Raw genomic sequence first — 23,051 nt, 5'->3', positions numbered from 1 at the left:
GTAACGCGCCTGAGTCCTAGTGGCAGATTCCCTTGAATATATACAACTAAAGAAAGAGACTGCTAAACCCGCCCCGAACACTATAATGGCAAACAAACCAGGAAACACCACCATGCAAATCAAAGCACTGGCAGTTCAAAAAACCGGGGGATTGCTTGAAGAATACAAATTCGATGTCGAACCTCCCAAAGTACATGAATGTCTGATAAAAGTGTTAACTTGCGGCATTTGTCACTCTGACTTGCACATGATTGACAACGATTGGGGTCAATCAAAATATCCCCTCGTTCCCGGCCACGAAGTTATCGGAGAAGTGGCAGAAATAGGGCCGCAAGTGACTCATTTAAAAGTCGGCGATCGCGTTGGTGTCGGCTGGCAAAGGTCGTCTTGTTTGCAGTGCCGCGACTGCTTGCGCGGTAACGAAAATCTCTGCGATGAAAACCAGGGATTAATTGTTACAGGCCCGGGCGGTTTTGCCGATTATTTGATGGTAGATTCCCGCTTTGCTTTTCCTATTCCCAAAGGCATCGATTCCAAAATAGCTGGGCCGCTGTTGTGCGGCGGAATTACGGTTTACGCCGGTTTGCGGAATGCGGGGATGAGTTCCGGGCAAGAAATTGGCATTCTCGGCATCGGCGGTTTGGGACACATGGCGGTGCAATTTGCGAAAAAATTAGGCAACCGCGTTACAGTTTTTACTACTTCCCAAGATAAGGCAGAATTTGCACAGAAAATGGGGGCGGACGAAGCTATTGTAGTAGGAAAAGGCGAAATTCCTCAAGCACCCAGCAGCAAATTAGATATTTTGTTGAGCACTGTTCCTGCTGCTTTAGATTGGGTTCCTTACATTGATTTTCTCGATTCTGATGGGGCGCTTGCTTTTGTGGGAGTTCCCGACGCACCGTTGAGCATTCCCTTGTTTCCGTTGCTGACAAAGCGGCGCCGAATTATGGCTTCGCCGATCGGCGGTCGCGCTATGATTAATGAAATGCTGTCAATTGCAGAGAAGTTTGGGATTGAGCCGATTATCGAAGTTTTTGCGATCGCACAAGCGAATGAAGCAATGCAGAAGGTCCGGGACAATCAAGTGCGCTATCGAGCAGTTTTGACGGTGAGTTAGATAATGCGTAATGGGTAAGGTGCGCCTAGCGCACCCTACTAAAAATATATAAGCAACGAATTAAAGCAAAGCATTAGCATTAATCAAACGACCGTTTAAATCGGCTGGGGTCACATTCAAAACAGTACCCAACAAAGCATTAGTAAAACCGAATCTAATATTAGTAGCTTCCACACGGCCGTTGCCATCGGGATCGAGACTTTGCCGCGAGATGCCACCCTTGGCTAACAAACTCGTTCCCCCCGTTATAGTTGCAGGATCGATCAGCAGCAGTCTCGGATCGTTCAAGCTATAACTTACCTCTTCCAAGGAGATATTGCTGCTGGTAAATTCCACACTAATTCCAATCGAATCGCTAGACTTATCAAAATCCACAATTACCGCGTCAGCAACTTCAATTCCAGCTACTCTGCTTCCCGCTTGATCGACTCTCAAAATAAATACATCGCTACCTGCACCACCTTGGTAAATATCCACCTCTCTGTCGCCAATTAAAGTATCATTACCGTCTCCGCCCACTAACAAATCAACACCTTGTCCTCCACGCAGGAAATCATTTCCCGCACCCCCATCAAGGAAATCGCTATTTCTATCTCCTGTCAAGAAATCCTCGCCAATTTCTCCCAAAACATCGTCATCATCTTTGCCACCGTAAATAGAATCACTGCCGACACCACCTAACAGACTGTCTTTACCATCGTTACCGAAAATCCGTTCTGCATCTGACGAGCCCCTGACAGTATCATTCCCGCCCACCATCCAAAGTCCCCCAGGAAAACTAGCAAGTTGTCCTGGTGCAAGTGTAATATTTTCAGGAGAATTGTCTCCTACCAAACGAGGGATGTCTGAATTATCTGGGGTGAGTACCATAATTGTAAACTTTGTGCGATGTGAGGATAGATATTGTGCAATATTCTACAGCTTATTAGGGTGCGCCAGAACACAGTTATTTCCTGACTCGCGATCGAGCAATCGCTGGCGCACCCTACTAGACAGCTCGATCGCTCCATCTTGGCACAAGCCTGATGGAAATACCCTAGATTAAAATAAAAGTTAAAATTTGAACCGATGCCAATTATCTTAGTTGAAGACTTGAGCAAAGTTTATCCGGTAGCGATTAAAGAACCGGGGCTTAAAGGAACAGTGCGACACTTTTTTAGTCGCACTTACCGCAATATCAAAGCAGTTGAGGGCGTTTCTTTCAGTATTGAACCGGGGGAAGTGGTGGGGTTTCTCGGTGCTAACGGTGCGGGCAAAACTACTACGCTGAAAATGCTGACTGGTTTGATTTATCCCTCGGCTGGTACTGTGAGAGTGTGCGATCGTACTCCTTTCCGTCGCGAAGCAGATTTTCTGCAAAGAATTACCTTAGTCATGGGACAGAAACAGCAGTTAATTTGGGATTTACCTGTGCTTGACTCTCTGCGAATCAATGCCGCTGTCTACGGCATTCCCGATACAGATTATCGGCGGCGAGTCGGAGAATTGACAGAAATGCTGTCATTAGAAGGCAAGTTAAATCAGGCAGTACGAAAGCTTTCTTTAGGCGAACGCATGAAAGCTGAATTAATGGCGGCGCTGCTGCACCAGCCGGAAGTATTATTTTTAGATGAACCGACTTTAGGTTTGGATATAAACGCACAGTTTAGCGTCAGGCAATTTCTGCGAGAATATAACGAGCGCTATCAAGCAACGGTGCTGTTGACGAGCCATTACATGGCGGACATTACTGCTTTATGCAAGCGCGTTTTGTTAATCCATGAAGGTCAATTAGTTTATGATGGCAGTTTAGACGGATTGCTCGACAGGTTTGCACCTTATCGGGAAGTTCAGGTAAAATTAGCTAAGCCGCTGGTAAAAGATAGTGCTTTTGCTTACGGGGAGGTAGAATCTATTGAGGGACAATCGGTGCGTTTTTTAGTGAAAAGGGAAGAACTGACGGTGAGCGTGGCGAAGATTTTGGCGGAGTTAGAAGTGATAGATTTGACTGTTACTGACCCGCCAATTGAAGAGGTAATTGGTCGCGTCTTCCGCACTGGAAAAGTGTAATGTTTTTGGCTGGGTTCATTCTCCATAACAGGCAAGATATCTGTTCGGCTAAAGCTTCTATGTTTTGTGGAACGGGCATATTGCCCGTTGCTAACACGGAAAAAGTGAACAGGCAAGATGCCTGTTCCACGAGAGTTTTAATGTTTTGTGGAACGGGCATCTAACACGGAAAAATTAAATTTAAAAGTAATATGACAAAATTAATCAAAATTGCTAAAACTTTGTTATTTACCTACTACGCTTATATGCTCGAATACCGGGCAGAATTGTTTTTGTGGGCGCTGTCGGGAGCTTTGCCATTTATCTTGATGGGTGTTTGGACGCAGGCCGCCAAGACTGGTCAATTTGGGCTGAATTCCCTCGACTTTGCCCGTTATTTTTTAGCCACTTTCATTGTCAGGCAAGTAAATGTAGTTTGGGTAATTTGGGAGTTTGAAAAGGAAGTAGTGCAAGGCAAGCTATCTAATAGATTGTTGCAGCCTCTCGATCCCGTATGGCACCACTTCATATCTCACGTTTCCGAAAGGTTTGCAAGGCTGCCCTTTGTATTCGGATTAGTGCTGCTATTTTTTGCAATTTACCCGCAGTCTTTTTGGCTGCCGAGTTTGGGCAGGTTTTTGCTATTTTTGTTGGTTATCGTCTTGACTTTTTGTTTGCGGTTTCTGATACAGTATACTTTTGCGCTGTTTGCTTTTTGGCTGGAAAGGGCAAGTGCGATCGAGCAATTCTGGTCTTTAATTTACCTATTTTTATCGGGAATTACCGCGCCGTTAGAAGTCTTTCCCGCACCCGTGCGCGAAGTAGTTTTGTGGACGCCTTTTCCTTATTTGATTCATTTTCCCGCTTCAATCTTGATCGGATTGCCCGTAGATGTAGGCCGCAGTTTGTTGGTAATGTTGGGTTGGGCTGCGGTGTTTTTTGTATGGAATCGCTGGCTTTGGCGACAGGGCTTGAAGCAGTATTCGAGCATGGGAGCTTAAATAATAATTAAAAATTAGAAAACTGTAAGGTGCGTCACAGTAAAAATGTTAATCGTTTTATCAAAAACACTTAGCTGACGCACCATTCTTAACTGTGAAGTAAATCTAAAATCTAAAATCTAAAATCTAAAATCGACTGACGCACCTACTTAAGTCGATCGCACACATCATGCAAAAATGCAATCGGGAGTATTCGACAATTGCATAAACACCGATTTTTTGTATATATAAGTACAAAAGTTTACAAGAAAGTCTTATATTAATAAACCCAACGACTGATAAACGGGATAAAAAAGATTCTAATGACAGCCAAAAAAAACCTCATTGTAATCGGCAATGGCATGGTAGGTCACAAGTTCCTAGAGTTAATGGTCAGCTCGGATGCTGCCAAACACTGGAATTTAATTACTTTTTGTGAAGAACCGCGCGTTGCTTACGATCGCGTAAACCTCAGCGGATTTTTCTCTGGCAAAACAGCGGGAGATTTATCTTTAGTTGCACCGGGATTTTACCAAGAAAACGGCATCCAAATTTACATCGGCGACAAAGCAGTCGCCATTAACCGGGAACAAAAAACAGTCTCTTCAGCCAACGGTTTAGAAGTTCCCTACGACAAAATTGTTCTCGCAACCGGTTCCTATCCATTTGTGCCATCAATTAAAGGCAAAGACGCTACAGGGACTTTTGTTTACCGGACAATTGACGACCTAGAAGCGATGTCAGATTACGCTAAAAATTGCAAAACTGGTGTAGTAATTGGCGGCGGTTTGTTAGGTCTAGAGTGTGCTAATGCTCTGCAAAATATGGGATTAAAAACTCATGTTGTTGAGTTTGCATCGCGGCTGATGCCCGTGCAAGTTGACGAGATGGGCGGTGCAATTCTCCGCAGCAAAATAGAAGAGTTGGGGGTTTCGGTTCACACCAGCAAATCTACCACAGAAATTGTTAGCAAAGATGGCAAAGTTACTAAAATGCTGTTTGCTGACGGTTCGGAATTGGCAACAGATATGATTGTGTTTTCTGCTGGCATTCGCCCCCGCGACGAAATTGCCAGAAGTTGCGGTATAGAAGTAGGAGAACGCGGTGGCATAATCATAAATGATAGCTGCCAAACCTCCGATCCTGACATTTATGCGATCGGAGAATGTGCGCTTTATCAAAATCGCATCTACGGCTTAGTTGCGCCTGGGTATACAATGGCAAGCGTAGCAGCAGATATTTTGAGGCGTGCAGCCGATGGCCTGCAGGATGCCCCCGCTACAAGCACTTTTACAGGTGCGGATATGTCTACTAAACTCAAATTATTGGGGGTGGATGTCGCTAGTTTTGGAGATCCTTTTCCCAAGTTTGCCGATACTAAAGAGATTGTTGTCACTGACACCTTCCAAGGCATTTACAAAAAATTAGTTTTAAATCAAGACGGCAGTCGAATTTTAGGCGGAATTCTCGTGGGAGATGCTTCGGCTTACGGCACGTTGTTGCAATTCATGCAAAATGAAATTGCTCTGCCGCCGCATCCCGAAGATTTGTTAATGCCACCGCGAGAAGGGGGAGTACCGGCGGGTTTTGGAGTAGACAGTTTGCCTGATTCGGCTCAAATTTGTTCTTGCAATAATGTTACCAAAGGGCAGATTTGTGAAGCGATTCGCGATCGCAATTTAACCGATGTTGCCAGCGTCAAGAAATGCACTCAAGCTGGTACGGGCTGCGGCGGCTGCGTGCCTTTGGTGACGGATATCTTCAAGTCGGAGATGAAGAAAGCTGGGTTTGCAGTCAAAAATAATCTCTGCGAACATTTTGAATATTCTCGTCAAGAATTGTACCATTTAGTGCGCTCTCAAGAGATTAAAACCTTTGAGGAGTTGATTGAAAGACACGGCAAAGGTAAGGGTTGCGAAATTTGCAAGCCTGCTGTTGGTTCGATGCTGGCTTCTACTTGGAACGACCATATTTTAGAGAAGTCTCACGTCGGTTTGCAAGATACGAACGATTACTTTTTGGCAAACATTCAGCGCGACGGTACTTATTCGGTGGTGCCGCGAATACCGGGGGGAGAAATCACTCCCGATAAGTTGATTGTTTTGGGTGAAGTTGCTAGGGATTTTGGGCTTTATACTAAGATTACTGGCGGGCAACGGATTGATTTGTTTGGAGCTCGCGTGGATCAATTGCCGCATATTTGGCGTCGGTTGATTGATGCGGGATTTGAGTCGGGACACGCTTACGGTAAGGCTCTGCGTACTGTAAAATCTTGTGTTGGCAGCACTTGGTGCCGCTTTGGGGTGCAGGATTCAACGAGTTTGGCGATCGAGGTTGAATTGCGGTATCGCGGTTTGCGATCGCCCCACAAGCTCAAATCTGCTGTCTCTGGTTGCACTCGCGAATGCGCGGAAGCTCAAAGTAAGGATTTTGGGATAATTGCGACAGAGAATGGTTGGAATTTGTACGTGTGCGGCAATGGCGGCATTAAGCCACAGCACGCGGTTTTGCTGGCGACGGATATCGATAAGGAAACGCTGATTAAGTATATCGATCGATTCTTGGTTTTCTACATCCGCACCGCCGACAGATTGGAACGCACTGCTACTTGGTTGAATAAGCTTGAGGGCGGGATTGAATACTTGAAACAGGTGATAATTGAGGATTCTCTGGGCATTTGTGCTGAATTAGAAGCGCAGATGGAACATTTAGTGAATACTTATCAATGTGAGTGGAAAACGACCATTGAAGACCCACAAAAGGTGCAGCGGTTCCAGCATTTTGTGAATTCCGATTTGCCAGATCCGAGTATTGTTCGTGTTGCGGAACGGGGACAAACGCGGCCTGCTAACGAACATGAAAAGGCTCTGGTTGGAGTTTCGGAATAACCCCTCCCCAGCCCTCCCCTTGCTAAGGGGAGCGAGCAAGATTTAATCTCGTTTAATCTCGTTCCGAGGCTCTGCCTGGGAATGAAGTCCCGGAGGCTATGCCTCCTCGAACCGTAAGCCAGAGCCTCCTTCGGCGAGGCAGAGTCTCGAAACCTACGTTCCCAGCCGGAGACTGGGAATGAAATTAAAGTAAATTAACAGGAAAAGAAGATGGTTCAATCATTACAAGTTTCCGATACAGTAACAACTTGGGTAGATGTGTGTTCTCTCGATGCGATCGCCCCTTATACTGGAGTTTGCGCTTTAGTTAAAGGCGAACAAGTGGCGATTTTCCGAGTGGGAAACGGAGATGAAGTTTATGCGCTTAGCAATTACGACCCGTTTAGCAAAGCTTTTGTTTTGTCGCGGGGAATTGTGGGCGATCGCAACGGCACTCTCAAAGTTGCTTCTCCCATTTACAAACAAAACTTTAGTCTGACTACCGGGCAATGTCTCGATGATGAAACGGTAAAAATTCCGACTTTTGCGGTTCGGGTTGCAGCCGAGCGCGTCCAAGTAGCTATTAGCTAGATTCAGCGGCTTAATTGTTCGAGCGCCATCCGCCAACACCTAACATTTCTCTGGGTGGTGGCGGATTTTGCATTGGGACGCGACCCCGTAGTTGTGGTATAAAATGGAGTTAATCAGCGACCTACTCCAGGAAGGCTCACCAAACTCTAAACTAATACTGGATATGGTTTCGGATTTTGAATGCAAACAAACTTCACGGGCAGGGTATCGGTATGTTGTTAAAAAAACTTGTTTCCGAAAATAATCCCCAGACTGTAGCAGAGTTAATCCATGCCCAACTCAAAATCGGTCAACTGACTTGGGGCGAACTCAAGGCACAAGTTTTCGGCCAGCACTGGCGGGACGAATCTTTGCACGAAGTCCTCAGAGAAATTTCAGCCAAGCTCGACAAAGAAACAGCAAGCGAAATTATAGAATATCTCACCGAGCAAAACGGTCAACAAGAAAAATTTATTAATTTATTTTTAGCAGCGCAATGCCTGTTAAAAAATAAAAATGATGTTAATAAAAAAACTGAAAAAAAACTGTTAAACGCTTTAAAAAAGTTATCGCAATACGGCACGGGTTTCCTGATTCTTTATCAAAGCGCTCAAGAATTGCAGGAAATTTATCAAATTCGCAATCGATCGATCGCGGCGATCGCCCAAACTTGGAAAAACGACCCGCAAACCCTGCCCTGGCTGAAAATACTCGCTCACTCCAGTGACTGTGGCGAAGTCCGAGCCACAGCAGTCGAAGCAATAGCCCGCGGTTGGCCAGAGCAGCCAGAAATTTACCTGATGCTCAAAAACCTCGCCAAATCCGATCAAAGCTGGGCAGTGCGATCGACCTGTGTCCGAGAAATCGCTTGTGGTTGGCCCGACACGAACCATACCTTGCCGCTGCTGGCTGCCCTGGCTCAGTTCGATCAAAGTCCCGCAGTCCGCACCACAGCACTCGAACAGTTAGCCTCTAATTGGCCCGATCGCACAGATACCTTGCTGCTGCTGAGAACCGCCGCCGAATCCGACGAAAACTTGGGAGTGCGAGTCGCAGCGTGGCAAGAAATAGCCCGAGGTTGGCACAGCCTTTTAGGCACCGCCTCCCTGCTCAAAAACCTTGCCCAGACAGGAAGTTCTATCCTGCGAACAGTAGCGGTGCGGGAGTTGGCAGCGGGCTGGCCTGCTGCAGCCGACGTTTGCCTGCTGCTGAAAACCCTAGCCGAATCCGACAGCAGCAAAGAAGTACGGACAGCAGCTTTAGAAGAATTGGCTTCGCACTGGCCCGGCGATCCCGACATTTACCCGCTGCTGAAAACTAAAGCCGAGTCCGACGCGAGTTCGAGCGTCCGGCGGGCTGCTGTGCAAGCAATTGCCTCTGGCTGGCCCGGGAACCCCGAAACTCTGACTTTTTTGAAAAATATAGCATTGGGCGATCGCGACGCCGACCTGCGCGAAATAGCCCTAAAACAGATAGCAGCAGGTTGGCCCGACCACCCAGAAACCCTGCCCCTGCTGCAAAAAATAGCTGATTCCGAAGATTACTGGACTGTGCGACAAGTAGTAGTGGAAGCTGTCGCCACACTGCCGTCACCCCGTCTCGAAGTCTTTACTTGGTTGCAAAATCTCGCCGAGTCAGACAGACACCTGAACGTCCGAGAAACTGCCGTGGAAGAGATCGCAAAACGCTGGTCTCACCGGGGCGAGACGCTGCCTTTCCTCAAAAGCCTGGTCGAGTCAGAGCAAGATTCTCACCTGCTGAGCGTGCTGGTGCGGGCGATCGTGCGGGGGTGGCTCGACGACCAGGAAACCTTGCCTTGGCTGAAAATTCAGCTTGATTCTAGCGATGCCCTGGTGCGCCCAGCGGCGGTGCTTGAACTCGCTTACAACTGGCCGGACAACCCTGAAACTTGGATGCTGCTGGAGGCAAAAGCAGAGGGCGATGAGAGTCCGGCTGTCAGGCAAATGGCTTTGCAAAAGTTAGCCCGGGCGCGGACAAATCAGTCTCAAACTTTCGAGTGGCTCAAAAGTAGAGCTCAAAAGGATGAAGATTCGCAGGTGCGGGCGATCGCCCTGGTAGAGTTAATGCGGGGATGGAAAGACGAGCCGGGAATGTTTGAGTTTTTGCGCGATCGGGCTTTGAGCGATGTTGACAATCAAAACGGTTCTTTTCCTTACAATCCCAGATTTACAGCGCTCGAAGCGATTATCGAACATTATCCCGAAAATCCGGGAGTTGTGCCGTTGTTGCGATCGCTTGCCGTTTCCGACGCCGACGAGCAAATTCGCGCCTTAGCCTGTCGCCGGCTACGCAGTCAAGATTGGTAAGATCAAATCTGTTAGCATCAGCATTATTCCTATCTCTCTTCTCGATCTCTGCGTGAATCAGCATCAATCCCTTGTCATCTGCGGTTCATAAATTATCTTTTTTGACCGCAGATACAGGCAGATAAACACAGATTAACGCAGAGGAATTAGATGGATTCCGGTTTCACCATCTGTGATTGTTGCCTGTTGACTGGACTTTACTATTCCGATGCTACCGGAATTGATATAACTGGAAACAATCCTTTAGGCACTTCAGAAAATTAATCATACCTGCTCTTCCACCCTTGCTAAAGAGTCACCGTGCGATGCTCGCTTTTTAGCGCGGATTAATAAGACTCTGGCGACTTACGAACTGGTGGCAGTTGAGAAACAAAAGGGGCATATTGCTCAGGCTGTGAATTCTCGCCCGTCGTCAGAGTGAATTGAGCAGGGTGGCGACATCTCGGCGTTGTTTGATATCTGCTGCGGTTATCCGGATGATATCAATTCCGGCTGTGCCGGAATGATCTAGCTATGGTTTTTGGCCACCCGTGAAAACAAGTGAGCTCTTTAATCAAAGAAGGTTGCTTAAGAAGAACTTGGCAGCACTGAAATAATATCAATTGTCACAAGGAACTTTCGCGATATATCGAGTTACGACATTAGCTCGTGGTTGAAGCAAAATCTTCTGTAACTCGTCCGGTTGCCAATAGTCAAATTATTTGGTAGCGCATCCGTTCAATTGGAGGCGATGCTTGACGATAAAGTTTAGACAACTCTTCTTTATGAAGTTTGAGGAGACTCCAACTTTAGAAGTTTAGGCATAACTTGTCCTCGTTGCACTCTTAAGATTCTTTCAGAATATCATTCCGGCGCAGCCGGAAGAGAAATTAACAGTTAACACTGGGACTAACTCAAACGAGTGACACTCAAATGAGTGACACTCCAAAAAGTGACTGTGCATTCACAAATCCCACCAGTTATACCTGAAATATCAAAGACTAAAACTTAAATGTTGACAGGAACCACATTATGTACACCGAAGAAAGAAGCTTGAACAATGAAACTATGGCTCTCGTCGCCGATACTACTGCTCAATCAAATCTGGCATTTGCTGAAACCACTGGAGTAAACAAACCCACTTTACAAATGGGTTCAACAGGTCAAGCTGTCAAGGAACTACAACAGCTTCTATATCATTGGGCTTATTATTTCGGGCCGATTGACGGTATTTTCGGCGTCCAAGTTCAAAACGCGGTCAAAGGCTACCAACACCGCGTCTTTTTAAAAGAAGATGGGATTGTCGGCCCTATCACTTGGGAAGCACTATACTCTGGTGCACCTGTGAATATGCCGGTAGTAATGAAGGGCAGTTCTGGTAATGCTGTTAAAATTGTTCAGAATGTCTTGAAAATCAATGGATACTATTTCGGCTTCATTGACGGATTCTTCGGGACGATGACAGATGTAGCAGTGCGACAATTGCAACTCAGCAAGGCTTTACCGCAAGATGGAATTGTCGGCTACAGAACTTGGCACGCCCTCAGCAAGTTACCGCACTAATTAGGGGTTGGATTCATATAAATTCCGGTTGCACGAGCGAAATAATTGTTGACTGTTGACTGTTGACTGGCGGCTCGAAAAAATGAATAGTTGACTGTTAACTGTTGACTCGATTTTATTATTCCGATGCAACCGGAAACCATATGATGACCTTGGCTGTTGGTATTTTGATGCTGTATGAGTTTGTTTCATTTCACTTGATAATTGAAGCAATATCTAAAGGAGTAAATGTGATGGGTACTAAATTTAAGAGAAGAATTTTATCAATTGATGGTGGTGGTATTCGGGGTATTATTCCTGCGATCCTTCTCAACTACATTGAAGAGCGCACAGGAAAACGCATAGCAACAATGTTTGATTTTATTGCAGGCACTTCAACAGGAGGAATTTTAGCACTGGGTTTAACTAGAAAGAACTCAGACTCTAGCATCAATCGTGAGCCAGAGTATACCGCTGCCGAACTTGTAAATTTCTATCGCAAATATGGACAAAAGATTTTTAATGAGTATGTTCCACTGGATTTTGATGATTTGTTACAACCCAAGCACAACCCAAAAGGTAGGCAACAAGTTTTAAAGGATCTTTTAGGTGAAGCTAAGGTTGAAGAGGCATTACGAGAAATTTTCATCCCGAGCTACGATATCGAACTCAGAGCACCAATTTTTTTTACAAGCAATCGGGACGCAGAGGAAATCAAGAGTTTTGATAGCCGGAAAGTATGTACGGGATTCAAAATGTGGGAAGCAGCAATGGCAACTTCTGCTGCACCGACATTCTTTCCACCCTACCAACTCGAAACGGGACATCATACCGATGAGGGATATTACGCTTTGGTAGATGGCGGAATTATTGCAAATAATCCTTCCTCACTTGCAATGATGGAGGCGATGATTTCTTACAAGAAAAAAACTGGTGAAGAACTACAACGTACTGAGACCCTTGTTGTTTCTTTAGGTACGGGCTCACTAACTAAGAAATATAAGTATAAAGAAGCAAAAAATTGGGGTCAACTAAAATGGGCTATTCCCTTAATTAACGTTGTTCTAGATGGCCAAAGCGAATCGGTTGCGTATGAACTCGATCAGCTAATGGTGACTAAAGGAGATAAAGAAAATAACCGAAACTACTATCGTTTTCAACTTCAATTGAGTAGCGATAATGGTCACGATCAAATCGACAACTCAAGTCCCGGCAATATTGAGTACCTAGAGAAGCGAGGTGAAAAACTGATTGAACACAGTAAGAAAGATTTGGATGAGTTGTGTAAGCTTTTGAAGGAGGACGCTGAACTATATTCTAATTAACCGCACCGTTAAATCGAACTCTGGTTGGAGGATTTTTAATGGGGGTAAGATTTTGTGTGTATTCATTCCCACAAAAGGGCATCCCAAACCCCACCGCTTCCCCCATCATCGAACAACGATCGCACTCCGAAGCCGTTTTCTCCCACCTGAGCAACTGTTCCCGAAAATTCGGGAGTTGTGCCACTGTTGCGATCGCTTGCAGTTTCCGACGCCGACGAGCAAGTGCGGGCCTTAGCGGGCGCCGGCTCAGGAGCCAAAATTGATAAACAAAACTAATTTATTAGACATAGAAGTTAAAATTAATTGCGATGAGAATAAAGGATGATACAGTCAGTCATTTGAACCTAACAGCTAATAGTGGCCAAATAACTCAATGCTATGTCTGATAACCATCTGCCCAAGAACCATCCAGTTGTTCAAGAATACTCGCGTTTAGCTTCTGATTATGATGTCAAATGGTCGTTCTACATTCAAGCGACGACCCAAGAAACCCTCAACCGATTTAAACTACAACCGACTGATCGGTTGCTAGATGTCGGTTGCGGTACAGGTATACTTCTTCAGCAGCTTGGATTAACTTACCCACAATCTCGATTGTTTGGTGTCGATCCAGTGCCAGAGATGTTGCAAGTTGCTCGACAGAGACTTCCGGCAACCATTGAATTGTCTCAGGGATGGGCCCAAAAGCTCCCTTTCGAGGATGAACAGTTTGATGTCGTGATTTCATGCAATATGTTTCACTACATTCATCAGCCTATGACTGCACTTCAAGAAATGCGCCGAGTTCTTCGTTCAGGTGGGCAGTTGGTCATTACAGATTGGTGTGACGACTATTGGACGTGCCGTATTTGCGATATATTTCTCCGTCGATTCGATCGCGCTCACTTCAAGACTTATGGCGAACAAGAGTGCAGGCGAATCCTAGAAGATGCGGGGTACAATGATGTGTATATAGAACGCTATAAAATAAATTGGTTTTGGGGATTAATGACAGCCAAAACAGTAAAGCAGGCAGCCTAACAACCATGTTGCAGCGAACGGTATGGAGATATTGGTGATGATGCAAAAGCTACATTTAAGCTACGGTAAAAGATCTATTTAATGTAGAGAGCATCAATTTCGGAATCCTAACTAATCTTCATAAACTTTTACCTCAAAAATAAAAAGTATACACTGTGATACTGGCTTTTCAATTCTAGGTCAATTTATTCCCACAAAAGGGCGATCGCAAATCGCACCGCTTCCCCAATTACCGAACAATGAACCCGATGGGACGGCGTTTTCTCGCACGTAAGCAACTGTTCCCGAAACATCGGGTCTTGGTTGGCAATAATGCAGGATCGCTTGCAGTTTCCGAAGCAGAAGAGCAAGGGCCAGTATTAGTTGATTTTCGGCTTCAAGTGTTCACAATTAACTGTTAATAATCGCTCAAAAGGGTAATTGCATACCGCACTGCTTCCCCCATCATCGAACCGCGAACCCGATCGGAGGCTGTTTTCTCCCACGTGAGCAACTGCTCGCGAAAAGACGGGTCTTGCTTCGCCCGCTGCACGATCGCCTGACTGATGACTTTCTTTTGAATCTGCTCTGTCGGGATACCTTGCTGCTTCAAATAATCCAACAGCCGCTGCACACTTTCTGAGAATTTATCCGGCGTCTGAGACATCAAAATAAACGAAATTTGGCGCACCATTCGCTGGTAGATTTCCTGTCTTCTGAGCAATGCTTCCTTTTGGCTCGGCTCCGCATTGTTACTAGGAACAGCCAAGTCCAGCAAACTCAAAATTTCAGCGTCCTTGGCTAAAACCTTTTCCAACATATCTGGATAAAGCTCCAAAATGCGCTCTCCCAAAATCTTGCCGTTCACCAAACGGTTCGCGCTCAGCCGCAGTAAATTTTGTTCTCCCGCAGAGTCAAAAAATTGAACGTTAAATTTGAGTTCGTGGCTTTCCAACTCCACCCGACGCAGCGTAAAAACCAAAGCCTCCCAATTAGGAGATTCATCAAAACACACCTTCACAATAGAACTGTCCTCTTGATGCTGCCGCCCCAATTCCCCCGACTCAAAATCGCGATCGACCGGAAAGCGAGTTGCCGCAACTTTCGCAGTATAATCAAACTGAGTAAAAACATAGCTGCAGTCAACTCTCGACAGATCGACATCTTGAACTTGCCAATTTTGAATGCAGCAACCCGTAAGCTGCGCCCCCTCCAAATTCGTCCGAATCAAACGGCACTCAATCAAACAAGCTTCTCTTAAATCCGCCTCACCCAACATCGCATCCATCAAATAAGCGCCACTCAAATCAGCTTTCCGCAAATCAGCACTTCGCAAATTAGCTTCGCTCAAATCTGCCCGCAGCAAATACACTCCTTGCAGGTTAGCTCGCAGCAAAAGTGCCTTCTTAAAACTCGCTTTCAATAAATAAGAACCTGCGAGATTAGCTCGACTCAAATCAGCGTTATCCAGCACCGCCTCAGTCAAATCTGCCCCCGCCAGCACAGCTCGGTGCAAGTCAGCGCCCGTCAGATTTGCAGATCGCATTTGAGCGCCATTCAAGTCAGATTCAATCAAATTTACACCGATTAAAATTGCCGATCGCAAATTCGCTTCCACCAAATGCGCTTCCCGCAAATTAGCACCAGTTAAATTAGCACCAACAAGACTGGCGCGGTTGAGATTTGCCTCCATCAATTCCGCCGCCATCAACTTCGCGCCGTCGAGTTTAGCCCCGGCAAAATTAATCTGGTCAGATTTAACTCCTTGAAGATTAGCACCGCCCAAATCCGCTTCGGGGAACGCGGCCCAATTGAGTTCTGCTGCTTCCAAACAAGCAAGGCGCAAATCCGCTTTAGCAAGATTTGCCCCGCTCAAATTTGCCCCGCTCAGATTAGCCCCAGCCAGCCCCGCACTGCGGAGATCCGCGCGCCGCAAACAAGCCCCTATCAACTTGGCATTGCTCAAAAAAGACCAGCTTAAATTAGCACCGGTCAAGTTAGCACCAGTGAGGTCTATTTCTCGCAGGTTAACACCGCTTAAACTAGCGCCGCTGAGGTCAATGTGACCAAAGTTGCGCTCTCCTTGTTGATAGCGCTGTAAAAATTCTTGTGTTTGCATTCCGCTGATTGGGGGGCTGGCAATTTAGCTGTTTTAGGACGCGCTGGTCAATAACTTTAACTCTAAGGTGTGCACGGAACACGATCGGGCTAGGCACGGGGACACTACTCCTACTACTTACTGCAAGAACTCATGTCCTCCGGGTGATCCGTGGGTACTTTACCCCTATAGATAGCAGCTCAAAGGATTTGTTGCGTAAGTTCTATTTCTAGTACCAGCTTTACAGACTTTTGTAACTTAAAGCAGCAAAGTTCACATCTTATACGCTGCCCCACCGGAGAGTGTTTTTACCTAAAGCGCTGCAATTCTTGCTGCAAGTGTTTTCCCCATTTAGTCGCTAGAGGAATTTCTGTAAAAGGAACCTGCACAGCAGCAGCATCTTTCAACAAAAATTCGAGGGCGATTGGACTTCCCGAACTCGGCGGCGACTCTAAATCAACTGCCTGAGAGTTGACTAACAACCGCAGCGACTGCACGTCTTTTAAAGAAAAAGTTTGCAAATTCACAGGCCCGCTGCGAGTAGGTTTTCCCCAAGTTAAACTGTCTTCTTGCTGACCGAGTACAGCATAAATATCGTACTTGGCTTTAGCGAATTGTTCGGCCCAGACGCGATACGCTTCCAGCTTTTGATACTCGTTCCATCCAGCCCAAGCTAGAGAAATAAAAATTGCCAGCAGCGGCACCCACATTAAACCTCTTTCCATGCAATACCCTTTTTGAAAATACTCGCTTGTTCAGTTTCTCATCTTCTCTAATGATACAATTAATTGAACTCCTCAAACTTGCTCTGCAATTTAAACTAGAAATTAGAGCAATTTTTGAGCGAGCAACAGCCACTGCCGAAAACTACCAAACGCTCGCGTGGGAGATATCCACAAGTCGCAGCAAGGAAAACTGGCGCTGGCGGTGAAAATTGGGTTATTGTGGTGAACACGCCTTCCCTAAACGGACGATCGGCCATGAAAAAGTTTTTCCTTCTGTGCTTATTTTTAATCGGGCTCGGCTGGGCGATTTCTAATTTCCCAGGACTTGCTACTCAAGGCACTTACGACTCGATTGTGCTGGATTTCCGCGAAGATTTGGGTGCTGCTGAGATTGCGAAAGAAGTAAATGCGATCGCCCAACAGTACCAAGTCGCACCGCAACTCAACAGCGAATTCTCAGCGGCCGACAATGTATATGTAGTTAAGGGCGATCGCACTTTGCTAAACGCCCTGAGAAAATCAAATTTGGCTAAAGATACCGAATACATTGAACCGAACTTTGTCTACAGCGCTTTCGAGATTCCCAACGACCCCATGTATACCAAGCAGTGGAATCTCCGCAGCATCAACGTAGAATCTGCCTGGAACGAAACCAAAGGCAGCGGCACAACAGTAGCGATAATTGACACGGGTATTACTCCAGTCGCTGACTTAAAAGAAACCAAATTTGTACCGGGCTACGACTTTGTAAACGATCGCGCCGAAGCCTACGATGACAACGGCCACGGTACTCACGTCGCCGGTACAGTCGCCCAATCAACTAACAACAATTACGGCGTTGCGGGCATCGCCTACGAAGCAGCTTTAATGCCCCTAAAAGTGTTAGGCGGCAGCGGTGGCGGCACGGTTTCCGACATCGCCGAAGCGATTAAATTTGCTGCTGACAACGGCGCCGACGTGATTAACATGAGTCTCGGCGGCGGCGGTGAAAGTCAGTTAATGGAAGAGGCGATCGACTACGCCCACTCTAAAGGCGTTGTCATCATTGCAGCCGCCGGCAACTCCGGCGACAGTTCCGCTTCCTATCCCGCCCGCTATCCCCACGTCATCGGCGTTTCCGCCCTCGGCCCCGACGACGAAAAAGCCTCTTACTCGAATTTCGGCGCAGGGGTTGATATTGCAGCCCCCGGCGGTTCTGAAATGGGCAAGATCCTGCAAAGTACGATCGACCCGGAAACAGGGGCCGAAGTCTTTGAAGGCTATCAAGGCACTAGCATGGCTTCTCCGCACGTTGCCGCCGTTGCAGCCCTTGTCAAGGCTTCCGGCATCACAGAACCAGACGAAATTCGCAGCGTACTCTTGCAGTCCTCCCGAACTGTGACTGAAGATCCGTTAAACCATTTTGGTTCAGGACACCTAGACGCAGCCGCAGCAGTTCAGCTAGCTCAGCGCGGACAAATCAACTTCCGCGATTTCTTCCGCTGGCTGCGCGATAACGGCTATCTCAACCCCCGCTTTTGGATTGACGGCGGTGCAGTCGCCCTGTTGCCTAAAATTGCAATGGTGCTCGGTTCTTACCTGCTGGCTTTCTTTTTGCGGAATTATTTTCCGTTCCAGTGGACTTGGGGCTTTTCCGGCGGCTTGATGGCTGGTAGTTCTGGGTTCTTTTTCCTGCGGAACTTGTTTGTATTTGACTTGCCGCAGTGGCCGCTGCGGGTGATGGGCAGTTCTATTCCCGAACTCGGCGGTGCAATTAATGGCAGCAGTATGCTGAATCCCTTTTTTGCTAGCGTTTTGATTCCTGGGATTTTGATTGCTTTGCTGTTGGGACATCAACAGTGGAAGTGGATCGCGATCGCAATTTCGATCGGTTTTGCCAGCAGTTTAGCGGTCAATGCTTTTGTGTCTCCCACAGTCTGGGGATTGGGCACAGGTTTGGTATCACAAACATTCTTGATTGTCAATGCTTTACTGTGTTTCGGACTGGCGCGTTTAGCAATTAAAACAGAGGTGCGATCGGCATGAGTATTACTGTCAAAGGTGTAATTGAACGCAAAGGATTGGGTCCCGGTACTTGGGCTTTGGTCGGCGAAGATGGGGAAACTTACGAACTTAAGGATGCTCCTTCTGACTTGAAAAAAGCTGGTTTGAAAGTCAGTGTTAAAGGTGAAGTCCGCAAGGATGTGATGACTTTTGCTATGATCGGCCCGGTTCTTGAGGTGCAGTCTTTTGAGGCGATTTAGCCTAATTGGTTAATGCAGCTTTTGAGCTAAAAAAAACCCCGGCCAAAATTGGCTGGGGTTTATTAATCAGGGTGCATCTACTAATTTAATCTCCCGCCTCAAAACACCTCTTTCAGGACACTTTGGCAGAATTTGCGGAAATTTGTGGCGAGGGCGTGCGATCGGCAAAAAAAAACCCCAAACCAAAATTGGTCGGGAGTTAATTAATCAGGGTGCATCTACTAATTTAGTCTCCGGCTTTACACCACCTCTGTCAGGACACTTTGGTAGACTTTGCGGAAATTTGTGGCGAGGGCGTGCGATCGGCAAAAAAAACCCGGCCAAAATTGGTCGGGAGTTAATTAATCAGGGTGCATCTACTAATTTAGTCTCCGGTTCGAGGTGCACCTGTTCCGGACAGTTTGGGAAAATTTGCTAAAATTCTTGGTTTAGGGTGCGATCGCAAAAAAAAACCCCAAACCAAAATTGGTCGGGAGTTAATTAATCAGGGTGCATCTACCAATTAAGCTTCCTGAGAATTCGAGCGCAATCCGGATAACCTCAAACTTTTTCAGCATCACCGTCGATACCGCAAAAAAAAACCCCAAACCAAAATTGGTCGGGAGTTATTTAATCAGGGTGCATCTACCAATTAAGGTTCCTGAGAATTGGAGGCCCAATCCGGACAAACTCAAACTTTCTTCAGCATCACCTTGGATACCGCAAAAAAAAACCCCAAACCAAAATTGGTCGGGAGTTAATTAATCAGGGTGCATCTACTAATTTAGTCTCCCGTCTCACAGCACCTCTTTCAGGACACTTTGGCAGAATGTGGGATAATTTTTTGCTCAGCGTGCGATCGCCAAAAAAAACCCGGCCAAAATTGGTCGGGAGTTATTTAATCAGGGTGCATCTACTAATTTAATCTCCCGCCTCACAGCACCTCTTTCAGGACACTTTGGCAGAATGTGGGATAATTTTTTGCTCGACGTGCGATCGGCAAAAAAAACCCGGCCAAAATTGGTCGGGAGTTAATTAATCAGGGTGCATCTACCAATTAAGCTTCCTGAGAATTCGAGCGCAATCCGGACAATTACCACTAAAAACTCAAAACTCTTTTCGGTGCACCAGAGTAGCACTAGCTTGGTCTGTCGGAACTAGCAAGACTTCGCTAATATTGACGTGGGGCGATCGCGTCGCGCAAAAATACACGACATCGGCTACATCGTCAGCAGTCAGCGGTGTCAATCCTTGATAGACATTTTTGGCTTTTTCTGCATCGCCGTGAAACCGGACATTGCTAAATTCTGTTTCCACCAAACCCGGCTCTATTTCCGTCACCCGTACTGGTGTTCCCAAAAGGTCTTGTTTCAACCCTTCGGAAATAGCTCTCACTGCTGCTTTGGAAGCGCAATAAACATTGCCTTTCGGATAAGCTTGGCGGCCTGCTATGGAGCCGATATTCACTACGTGGCCGAGGCCTCGGTTTACCATTCCCGGCACGATCGCGCGAGTCATGTAAAGCAAGCCTTTAACATTGGTATCAATCATTTCTTCCCAATCTTGAAAGTTGCCTTCGTGCAGTTTGTCTAAACCACGGCTCAATCCCGCATTGTTAATCAGAATATCGATGCTTTTCCAGGCATCGGGAAGCGCAGTTATCGCCGATTCCACTTGCAGGCGATCGCGCACGTCCAATTCTAGCAAATAAATCTCGTTCGCCGACGCAATCAATTTTGTTTCTACAAGTTCGTTTGCCAGTCGATCGAGCTTTTCAAGGCGGCGGGCTGCTAAAATTAGTTTGGCTCCTCCTTTGGCGAATATCTTGGCACAGGCTGCTCCGATACCGCTACTCGCACCTGTAATGAAAACAATTTGGTTTTGGATAGAAATCATTTTTAATAATCAGAAGGAAGAGGGAAGAGGGAAAAAATTTTAGTTGGTATAAGATTAAGTCTGGTCAATCAACCATCATTATTGTAGAGGCAGGTTTAACTTGTTCTCTCATTGGTGTTAGAAATTTTACTTAAACCGCCACTACAGAAATTACCCAAATAACCCATAACACCTATTTTATTATTTGACAACCCGCAATCGCACACTAACTGTTGCAATCCCGCCTTGTCGCATCAAAACTGCTGAAACCCACCGATTCTCGGGCGTAGCCGGAGCTTTACCTACTTTAAAAATTCCCCCGGAATTTAGCAACTCCAGCTCGACTTCTGAGGGATTAAAAAAGGTTTTTTCGCTAATGGGTTCCTCCAAAACAGTCCCTATTAAAATATCATCGCCGATCGGCTCTCGCACAATGGCATCAAAATGGTACTCTTCGCCCACCTTAACTTGATCCGGAAAATTCACTTGAACTGTGGGAGGATTTTGCCCCGAACTAAGCTGAGTTTGTTCTGCTAAAATCTCTTGACTAACTATTTTTTCACCTTCAAAGCGCTGCTGGGAACGGATGGTAGCTTTGAGAGTTAATTCTCTGCCATCCTTTTTTTGAGTGCCGGCAATTGTAGTTATGGTTTCTGCGAGAATCGCGCTACCTTCGGTTTTCCAAGATTTGATCTCGGTGCGGTAATTTAAACTCGGATATCGATCCCAGAGTTGGATGAGGGCTTTTTCCATGCTTTGGCTGTTTAAGCCGTCAGAATGAGTGAAACTCGGGCTGTAAAATGCCATAACTGCTTTGACATCGCGCCGGTTGGCCGCTGCGTCAATTTCTGTTAGCACTTTTGTGAGTGGGGCAGGCGCATTTGCAGGGGTTTGGGCGATCGTTCGGGGAGTCGCCGCGATCGCACCGATCGCTCTTGCCGCACTAGGATGCAGCACGCCAGCACTTACCACTGTTAAACATAACAACATTGGAGCGATCGACTGCCTGCAGTTAAAGCCAAAAACGATCGCACGATCGGTTTTTTTGTCCCGACGGCTGGAAAAATACTGAGATGCACTTGGCACTAAATTCAAAAAATTACGCATTAGATGATAATTTGGTTATTTGTCAGGGGTCGTAGCTTGGGCAACTGTTCGCCTGCAACGAAAACTGACAACGGAAGCAGGGACACGGCACAATCTAATTTTAGATGGCTGATTCAAAATTGGCTGAAACTGCCGGAATAATAAGCATAATAATCTAAAACCTCAAATATAAAATTGATCGACCTGTGGAACTTGTACTTGTAAAAAAAGAAACAAATACCTTGACAAAAGCCCCCCTCCGGTTGTTGGTTGCAGCTAGCGGCACTGGTGGACATTTATTTCCCGCGATCGCCACCGCTAGTCAGTTGAACGACTGTCAGATCGAATGGCTAGGAGTCCCAGACCGCATGGAAACCCAGTTAGTTTCATCCCTTTACCCCCTCCACACGATCGCCGTTGAAGGCTTTCAGCAGCGATTTGGACTCGGTACACTGCGAATTTTGGGCGGACTCGCCGGCTCGGTCCTTCAGGTGCGGAAGTTGCTCAAAGCGGGAAATTTTCAGGGAGTGTTTACTACTGGCGGTTACATCGCAGCACCGGCAATTCTAGCGGCCCGTTCTTTGGGTTTGCCGGTAATTCTCCACGAATCTAATGCAATTCCGGGGAAGGTGACGCGCTGGTTTAGTCCTTTGTGCACTGCTGTGGCGATCGGATTTGAAGCAGCAGCCCAGCATTTACCCCGCGCCAAAACGGTGGTTGCTGGTACACCGGTGCGATCGCAATTCCTGACTCGCCAACCTCTAAATTTGCCAATTCCTGACAATGTACCTGTAATTTTAGTTATGGGCGGCTCTCAAGGTGCTGTCGCAGTCAATAAGTTAGTGCGCGAGTGTGCTCCGGCTTGGTTTGATGCCGGTGCTTGGGTAGTTCACCTCACCGGAAATAATGACCCCGATGCTGAGAGTTTGAAACACGAGCAATATTTGTCAATGCCATTTTACGACAATGTGGCGAGTTTGTTGCAGCGAGCAAATTTAGCAATTAGTCGATCGGGCGCGAGTGCTCTGACAGAATTAGCAGTGACGGGAGTACCTTCTATTTTAATTCCTTTTCCTCACGCCGCTGACGACCACCAAAGATTTAATGCGGAAGTATTTGCTAAAGCCGGCGCCGCCGTGGTATTCCGTCAAAGCGAACTAACCCCAGAGGTATTGCAAAGCAAAGTTTTGTATTTGTTAAGAGATTCCGACTATTTGGAAAAAATGTCTCAAGCAGCTTCTGAATTAGCGGTGACAGACAGTACAGAACGTTTGGCTAATTTGGTCAGGGAATTGGTAGTGCGGTAGC

19 protein-coding genes are annotated in these 23,051 nt (G+C 46.5%); 13 read left to right on the top strand and 6 right to left on the bottom strand.

The window, feature by feature from the left end:
- Positions 1-85: 85 nt before the first annotated feature.
- Complete coding sequence (locus QUA23_RS01675) at positions 86-1,120, top strand: NAD(P)-dependent alcohol dehydrogenase (protein WP_333075646.1); 1,035 nt, start codon at positions 86-88, stop codon at positions 1,118-1,120.
- Positions 1,121-1,180: 60 nt separating this feature from the next.
- Here QUA23_RS01675 and QUA23_RS01670 read toward each other — a convergent pair whose 3' ends face one another.
- Positions 1,181-1,990 (bottom strand): calcium-binding protein, encoded by an 810-nt coding sequence (locus QUA23_RS01670; RefSeq protein WP_333075645.1) that lies wholly within the window; start codon positions 1,988-1,990, stop codon positions 1,181-1,183.
- Positions 1,991-2,188: 198 nt separating this feature from the next.
- Here QUA23_RS01670 and QUA23_RS01665 point away from each other — a divergent pair, with 198 nt between their 5' ends.
- From QUA23_RS01665 to QUA23_RS01635, 7 genes are all read left to right on the top strand, one after another.
- A complete protein-coding gene (locus QUA23_RS01665) occupies positions 2,189-3,169 on the top strand; it encodes an ATP-binding cassette domain-containing protein (protein WP_333075644.1) in 981 nt (326 codons plus the stop codon).
- A 191-nt stretch (positions 3,170-3,360) separates the two neighbouring features.
- Positions 3,361-4,149, top strand: coding sequence for an ABC-2 family transporter protein (locus QUA23_RS01660; protein ID WP_333075643.1), 789 nt, complete (start codon positions 3,361-3,363; stop codon positions 4,147-4,149).
- A gap of 302 nt (positions 4,150-4,451) precedes the next feature.
- Positions 4,452-7,016: a nitrite reductase large subunit NirB gene (gene nirB, locus QUA23_RS01655; protein WP_333075641.1), complete on the top strand. Its 2,565-nt coding sequence runs from the start codon at positions 4,452-4,454 to the stop codon at positions 7,014-7,016.
- Positions 7,017-7,226: 210 nt separating this feature from the next.
- Entirely contained in the window at positions 7,227-7,586 is a 360-nt protein-coding gene (gene nirD / locus QUA23_RS01650; RefSeq protein WP_333075639.1) for a nitrite reductase small subunit NirD, read from the top strand.
- 212 nt (positions 7,587-7,798) lie between these two features.
- Positions 7,799-9,892, top strand: coding sequence for a HEAT repeat domain-containing protein (locus QUA23_RS01645; RefSeq protein ID WP_333075638.1), 2,094 nt, complete (start codon positions 7,799-7,801; stop codon positions 9,890-9,892).
- A gap of 1,011 nt (positions 9,893-10,903) precedes the next feature.
- Entirely contained in the window at positions 10,904-11,434 is a 531-nt protein-coding gene (locus QUA23_RS01640) for a peptidoglycan-binding protein (RefSeq protein ID WP_333075637.1), read from the top strand.
- A gap of 143 nt (positions 11,435-11,577) precedes the next feature.
- Entirely contained in the window at positions 11,578-12,738 is a 1,161-nt protein-coding gene (locus QUA23_RS01635) for a patatin-like phospholipase family protein (RefSeq protein WP_333075635.1), read from the top strand.
- 62 nt (positions 12,739-12,800) lie between these two features.
- On the opposite strand, the gene QUA23_RS01630 is transcribed toward QUA23_RS01635, so the two are convergent.
- Positions 12,801-12,995 carry a hypothetical protein gene (locus tag QUA23_RS01630; protein ID WP_333075634.1) on the bottom strand — a complete coding sequence of 65 codons (195 nt, stop codon included), beginning with the start codon at positions 12,993-12,995 and terminating at the stop codon, positions 12,801-12,803.
- 121 nt (positions 12,996-13,116) lie between these two features.
- Here QUA23_RS01630 and QUA23_RS01625 point away from each other — a divergent pair, with 121 nt between their 5' ends.
- A complete protein-coding gene (locus QUA23_RS01625) occupies positions 13,117-13,758 on the top strand; it encodes a methyltransferase domain-containing protein (RefSeq protein WP_333075632.1) in 642 nt (213 codons plus the stop codon).
- A 397-nt stretch (positions 13,759-14,155) separates the two neighbouring features.
- On the opposite strand, the gene QUA23_RS01620 is transcribed toward QUA23_RS01625, so the two are convergent.
- Both QUA23_RS01620 and QUA23_RS01615 read right to left on the bottom strand, forming a co-directional pair.
- Positions 14,156-15,856, bottom strand: a complete 1,701-nt coding sequence (locus tag QUA23_RS01620) for a pentapeptide repeat-containing protein (RefSeq protein WP_333075631.1) — start codon at positions 15,854-15,856, stop codon at positions 14,156-14,158.
- 287 nt (positions 15,857-16,143) lie between these two features.
- Positions 16,144-16,560 carry a hypothetical protein gene (locus QUA23_RS01615; RefSeq protein WP_333075629.1) on the bottom strand — a complete coding sequence of 139 codons (417 nt, stop codon included), beginning with the start codon at positions 16,558-16,560 and terminating at the stop codon, positions 16,144-16,146.
- Positions 16,561-16,610: 50 nt separating this feature from the next.
- Here QUA23_RS01615 and QUA23_RS01610 point away from each other — a divergent pair, with 50 nt between their 5' ends.
- From QUA23_RS01610 to QUA23_RS01600, 3 genes are read left to right on the top strand one after another with little or no spacing between them, the layout of a single operon-like run.
- The gene (locus QUA23_RS01610; RefSeq protein ID WP_333075628.1) at positions 16,611-16,766 is read left to right on the top strand and encodes a hypothetical protein; all 156 of its coding nucleotides are present in this window, start codon (positions 16,611-16,613) and stop codon (positions 16,764-16,766) included.
- 49 nt (positions 16,767-16,815) lie between these two features.
- On the top strand, positions 16,816-18,585 hold the full coding sequence (locus QUA23_RS01605; protein WP_333075627.1) for a S8 family peptidase: 1,770 nt from the start codon (positions 16,816-16,818) through the stop codon (positions 18,583-18,585).
- Positions 18,582-18,803, top strand: a complete 222-nt coding sequence (locus QUA23_RS01600; RefSeq protein ID WP_333035640.1) for a hypothetical protein — start codon at positions 18,582-18,584, stop codon at positions 18,801-18,803. Before QUA23_RS01605 ends, QUA23_RS01600 begins: the two co-directional genes overlap by 4 nt.
- A gap of 1,086 nt (positions 18,804-19,889) precedes the next feature.
- Here the strand turns inward: QUA23_RS01600 and QUA23_RS01595 are convergent.
- Together QUA23_RS01595 and QUA23_RS01590 are read right to left on the bottom strand one after the other, a co-directional pair.
- Positions 19,890-20,678 carry an SDR family oxidoreductase gene (locus QUA23_RS01595; RefSeq protein WP_333075626.1) on the bottom strand — a complete coding sequence of 263 codons (789 nt, stop codon included), beginning with the start codon at positions 20,676-20,678 and terminating at the stop codon, positions 19,890-19,892.
- Between the two features lie 180 nt (positions 20,679-20,858).
- A complete protein-coding gene (locus QUA23_RS01590; RefSeq protein WP_333075625.1) occupies positions 20,859-21,764 on the bottom strand; it encodes a nuclear transport factor 2 family protein in 906 nt (301 codons plus the stop codon).
- Between the two features lie 221 nt (positions 21,765-21,985).
- Here QUA23_RS01590 and murG point away from each other — a divergent pair, with 221 nt between their 5' ends.
- Positions 21,986-23,050 (top strand): undecaprenyldiphospho-muramoylpentapeptide beta-N-acetylglucosaminyltransferase, encoded by a 1,065-nt coding sequence (gene murG / locus QUA23_RS01585; RefSeq protein WP_333075624.1) that lies wholly within the window; start codon positions 21,986-21,988, stop codon positions 23,048-23,050.
- The last annotated feature ends 1 nt before the right edge of the window (position 23,051 follow it).

Origin of the sequence: Microcoleus sp. Pol1C5 (assembly GCF_036701115.1) — a bacterium.
Taxonomy (GTDB): Bacteria; Cyanobacteriota; Cyanobacteriia; order Cyanobacteriales; family Microcoleaceae; genus Microcoleus.
This window is presented reverse-complemented; position numbering and strand designations above follow the sequence as displayed.

Coding starts and splice junctions, on each gene's coding strand:
- QUA23_RS01675 (WP_333075646.1), top strand. CDS start 86: ATGGCAAACAAACCAGGAAACACCACCATGCAAATCAAAGCACTGGCA.
- QUA23_RS01670 (WP_333075645.1), bottom strand. CDS start 1,990: ATGGTACTCACCCCAGATAATTCAGACATCCCTCGTTTGGTAGGAGAC.
- QUA23_RS01665 (WP_333075644.1), top strand. CDS start 2,189: ATGCCAATTATCTTAGTTGAAGACTTGAGCAAAGTTTATCCGGTAGCG.
- QUA23_RS01660 (WP_333075643.1), top strand. CDS start 3,361: ATGACAAAATTAATCAAAATTGCTAAAACTTTGTTATTTACCTACTAC.
- nirB (WP_333075641.1), top strand. CDS start 4,452: ATGACAGCCAAAAAAAACCTCATTGTAATCGGCAATGGCATGGTAGGT.
- nirD (WP_333075639.1), top strand. CDS start 7,227: ATGGTTCAATCATTACAAGTTTCCGATACAGTAACAACTTGGGTAGAT.
- QUA23_RS01645 (WP_333075638.1), top strand. CDS start 7,799: ATGTTGTTAAAAAAACTTGTTTCCGAAAATAATCCCCAGACTGTAGCA.
- QUA23_RS01640 (WP_333075637.1), top strand. CDS start 10,904: ATGTACACCGAAGAAAGAAGCTTGAACAATGAAACTATGGCTCTCGTC.
- QUA23_RS01635 (WP_333075635.1), top strand. CDS start 11,578: ATGATGACCTTGGCTGTTGGTATTTTGATGCTGTATGAGTTTGTTTCA.
- QUA23_RS01625 (WP_333075632.1), top strand. CDS start 13,117: ATGTCTGATAACCATCTGCCCAAGAACCATCCAGTTGTTCAAGAATAC.
- QUA23_RS01620 (WP_333075631.1), bottom strand. CDS start 15,856: ATGCAAACACAAGAATTTTTACAGCGCTATCAACAAGGAGAGCGCAAC.
- QUA23_RS01615 (WP_333075629.1), bottom strand. CDS start 16,560: ATGGAAAGAGGTTTAATGTGGGTGCCGCTGCTGGCAATTTTTATTTCT.
- QUA23_RS01610 (WP_333075628.1), top strand. CDS start 16,611: ATGATACAATTAATTGAACTCCTCAAACTTGCTCTGCAATTTAAACTA.
- QUA23_RS01605 (WP_333075627.1), top strand. CDS start 16,816: ATGAAAAAGTTTTTCCTTCTGTGCTTATTTTTAATCGGGCTCGGCTGG.
- QUA23_RS01600 (WP_333035640.1), top strand. CDS start 18,582: ATGAGTATTACTGTCAAAGGTGTAATTGAACGCAAAGGATTGGGTCCC.
- QUA23_RS01595 (WP_333075626.1), bottom strand. CDS start 20,678: ATGATTTCTATCCAAAACCAAATTGTTTTCATTACAGGTGCGAGTAGC.
- QUA23_RS01590 (WP_333075625.1), bottom strand. CDS start 21,764: ATGCGTAATTTTTTGAATTTAGTGCCAAGTGCATCTCAGTATTTTTCC.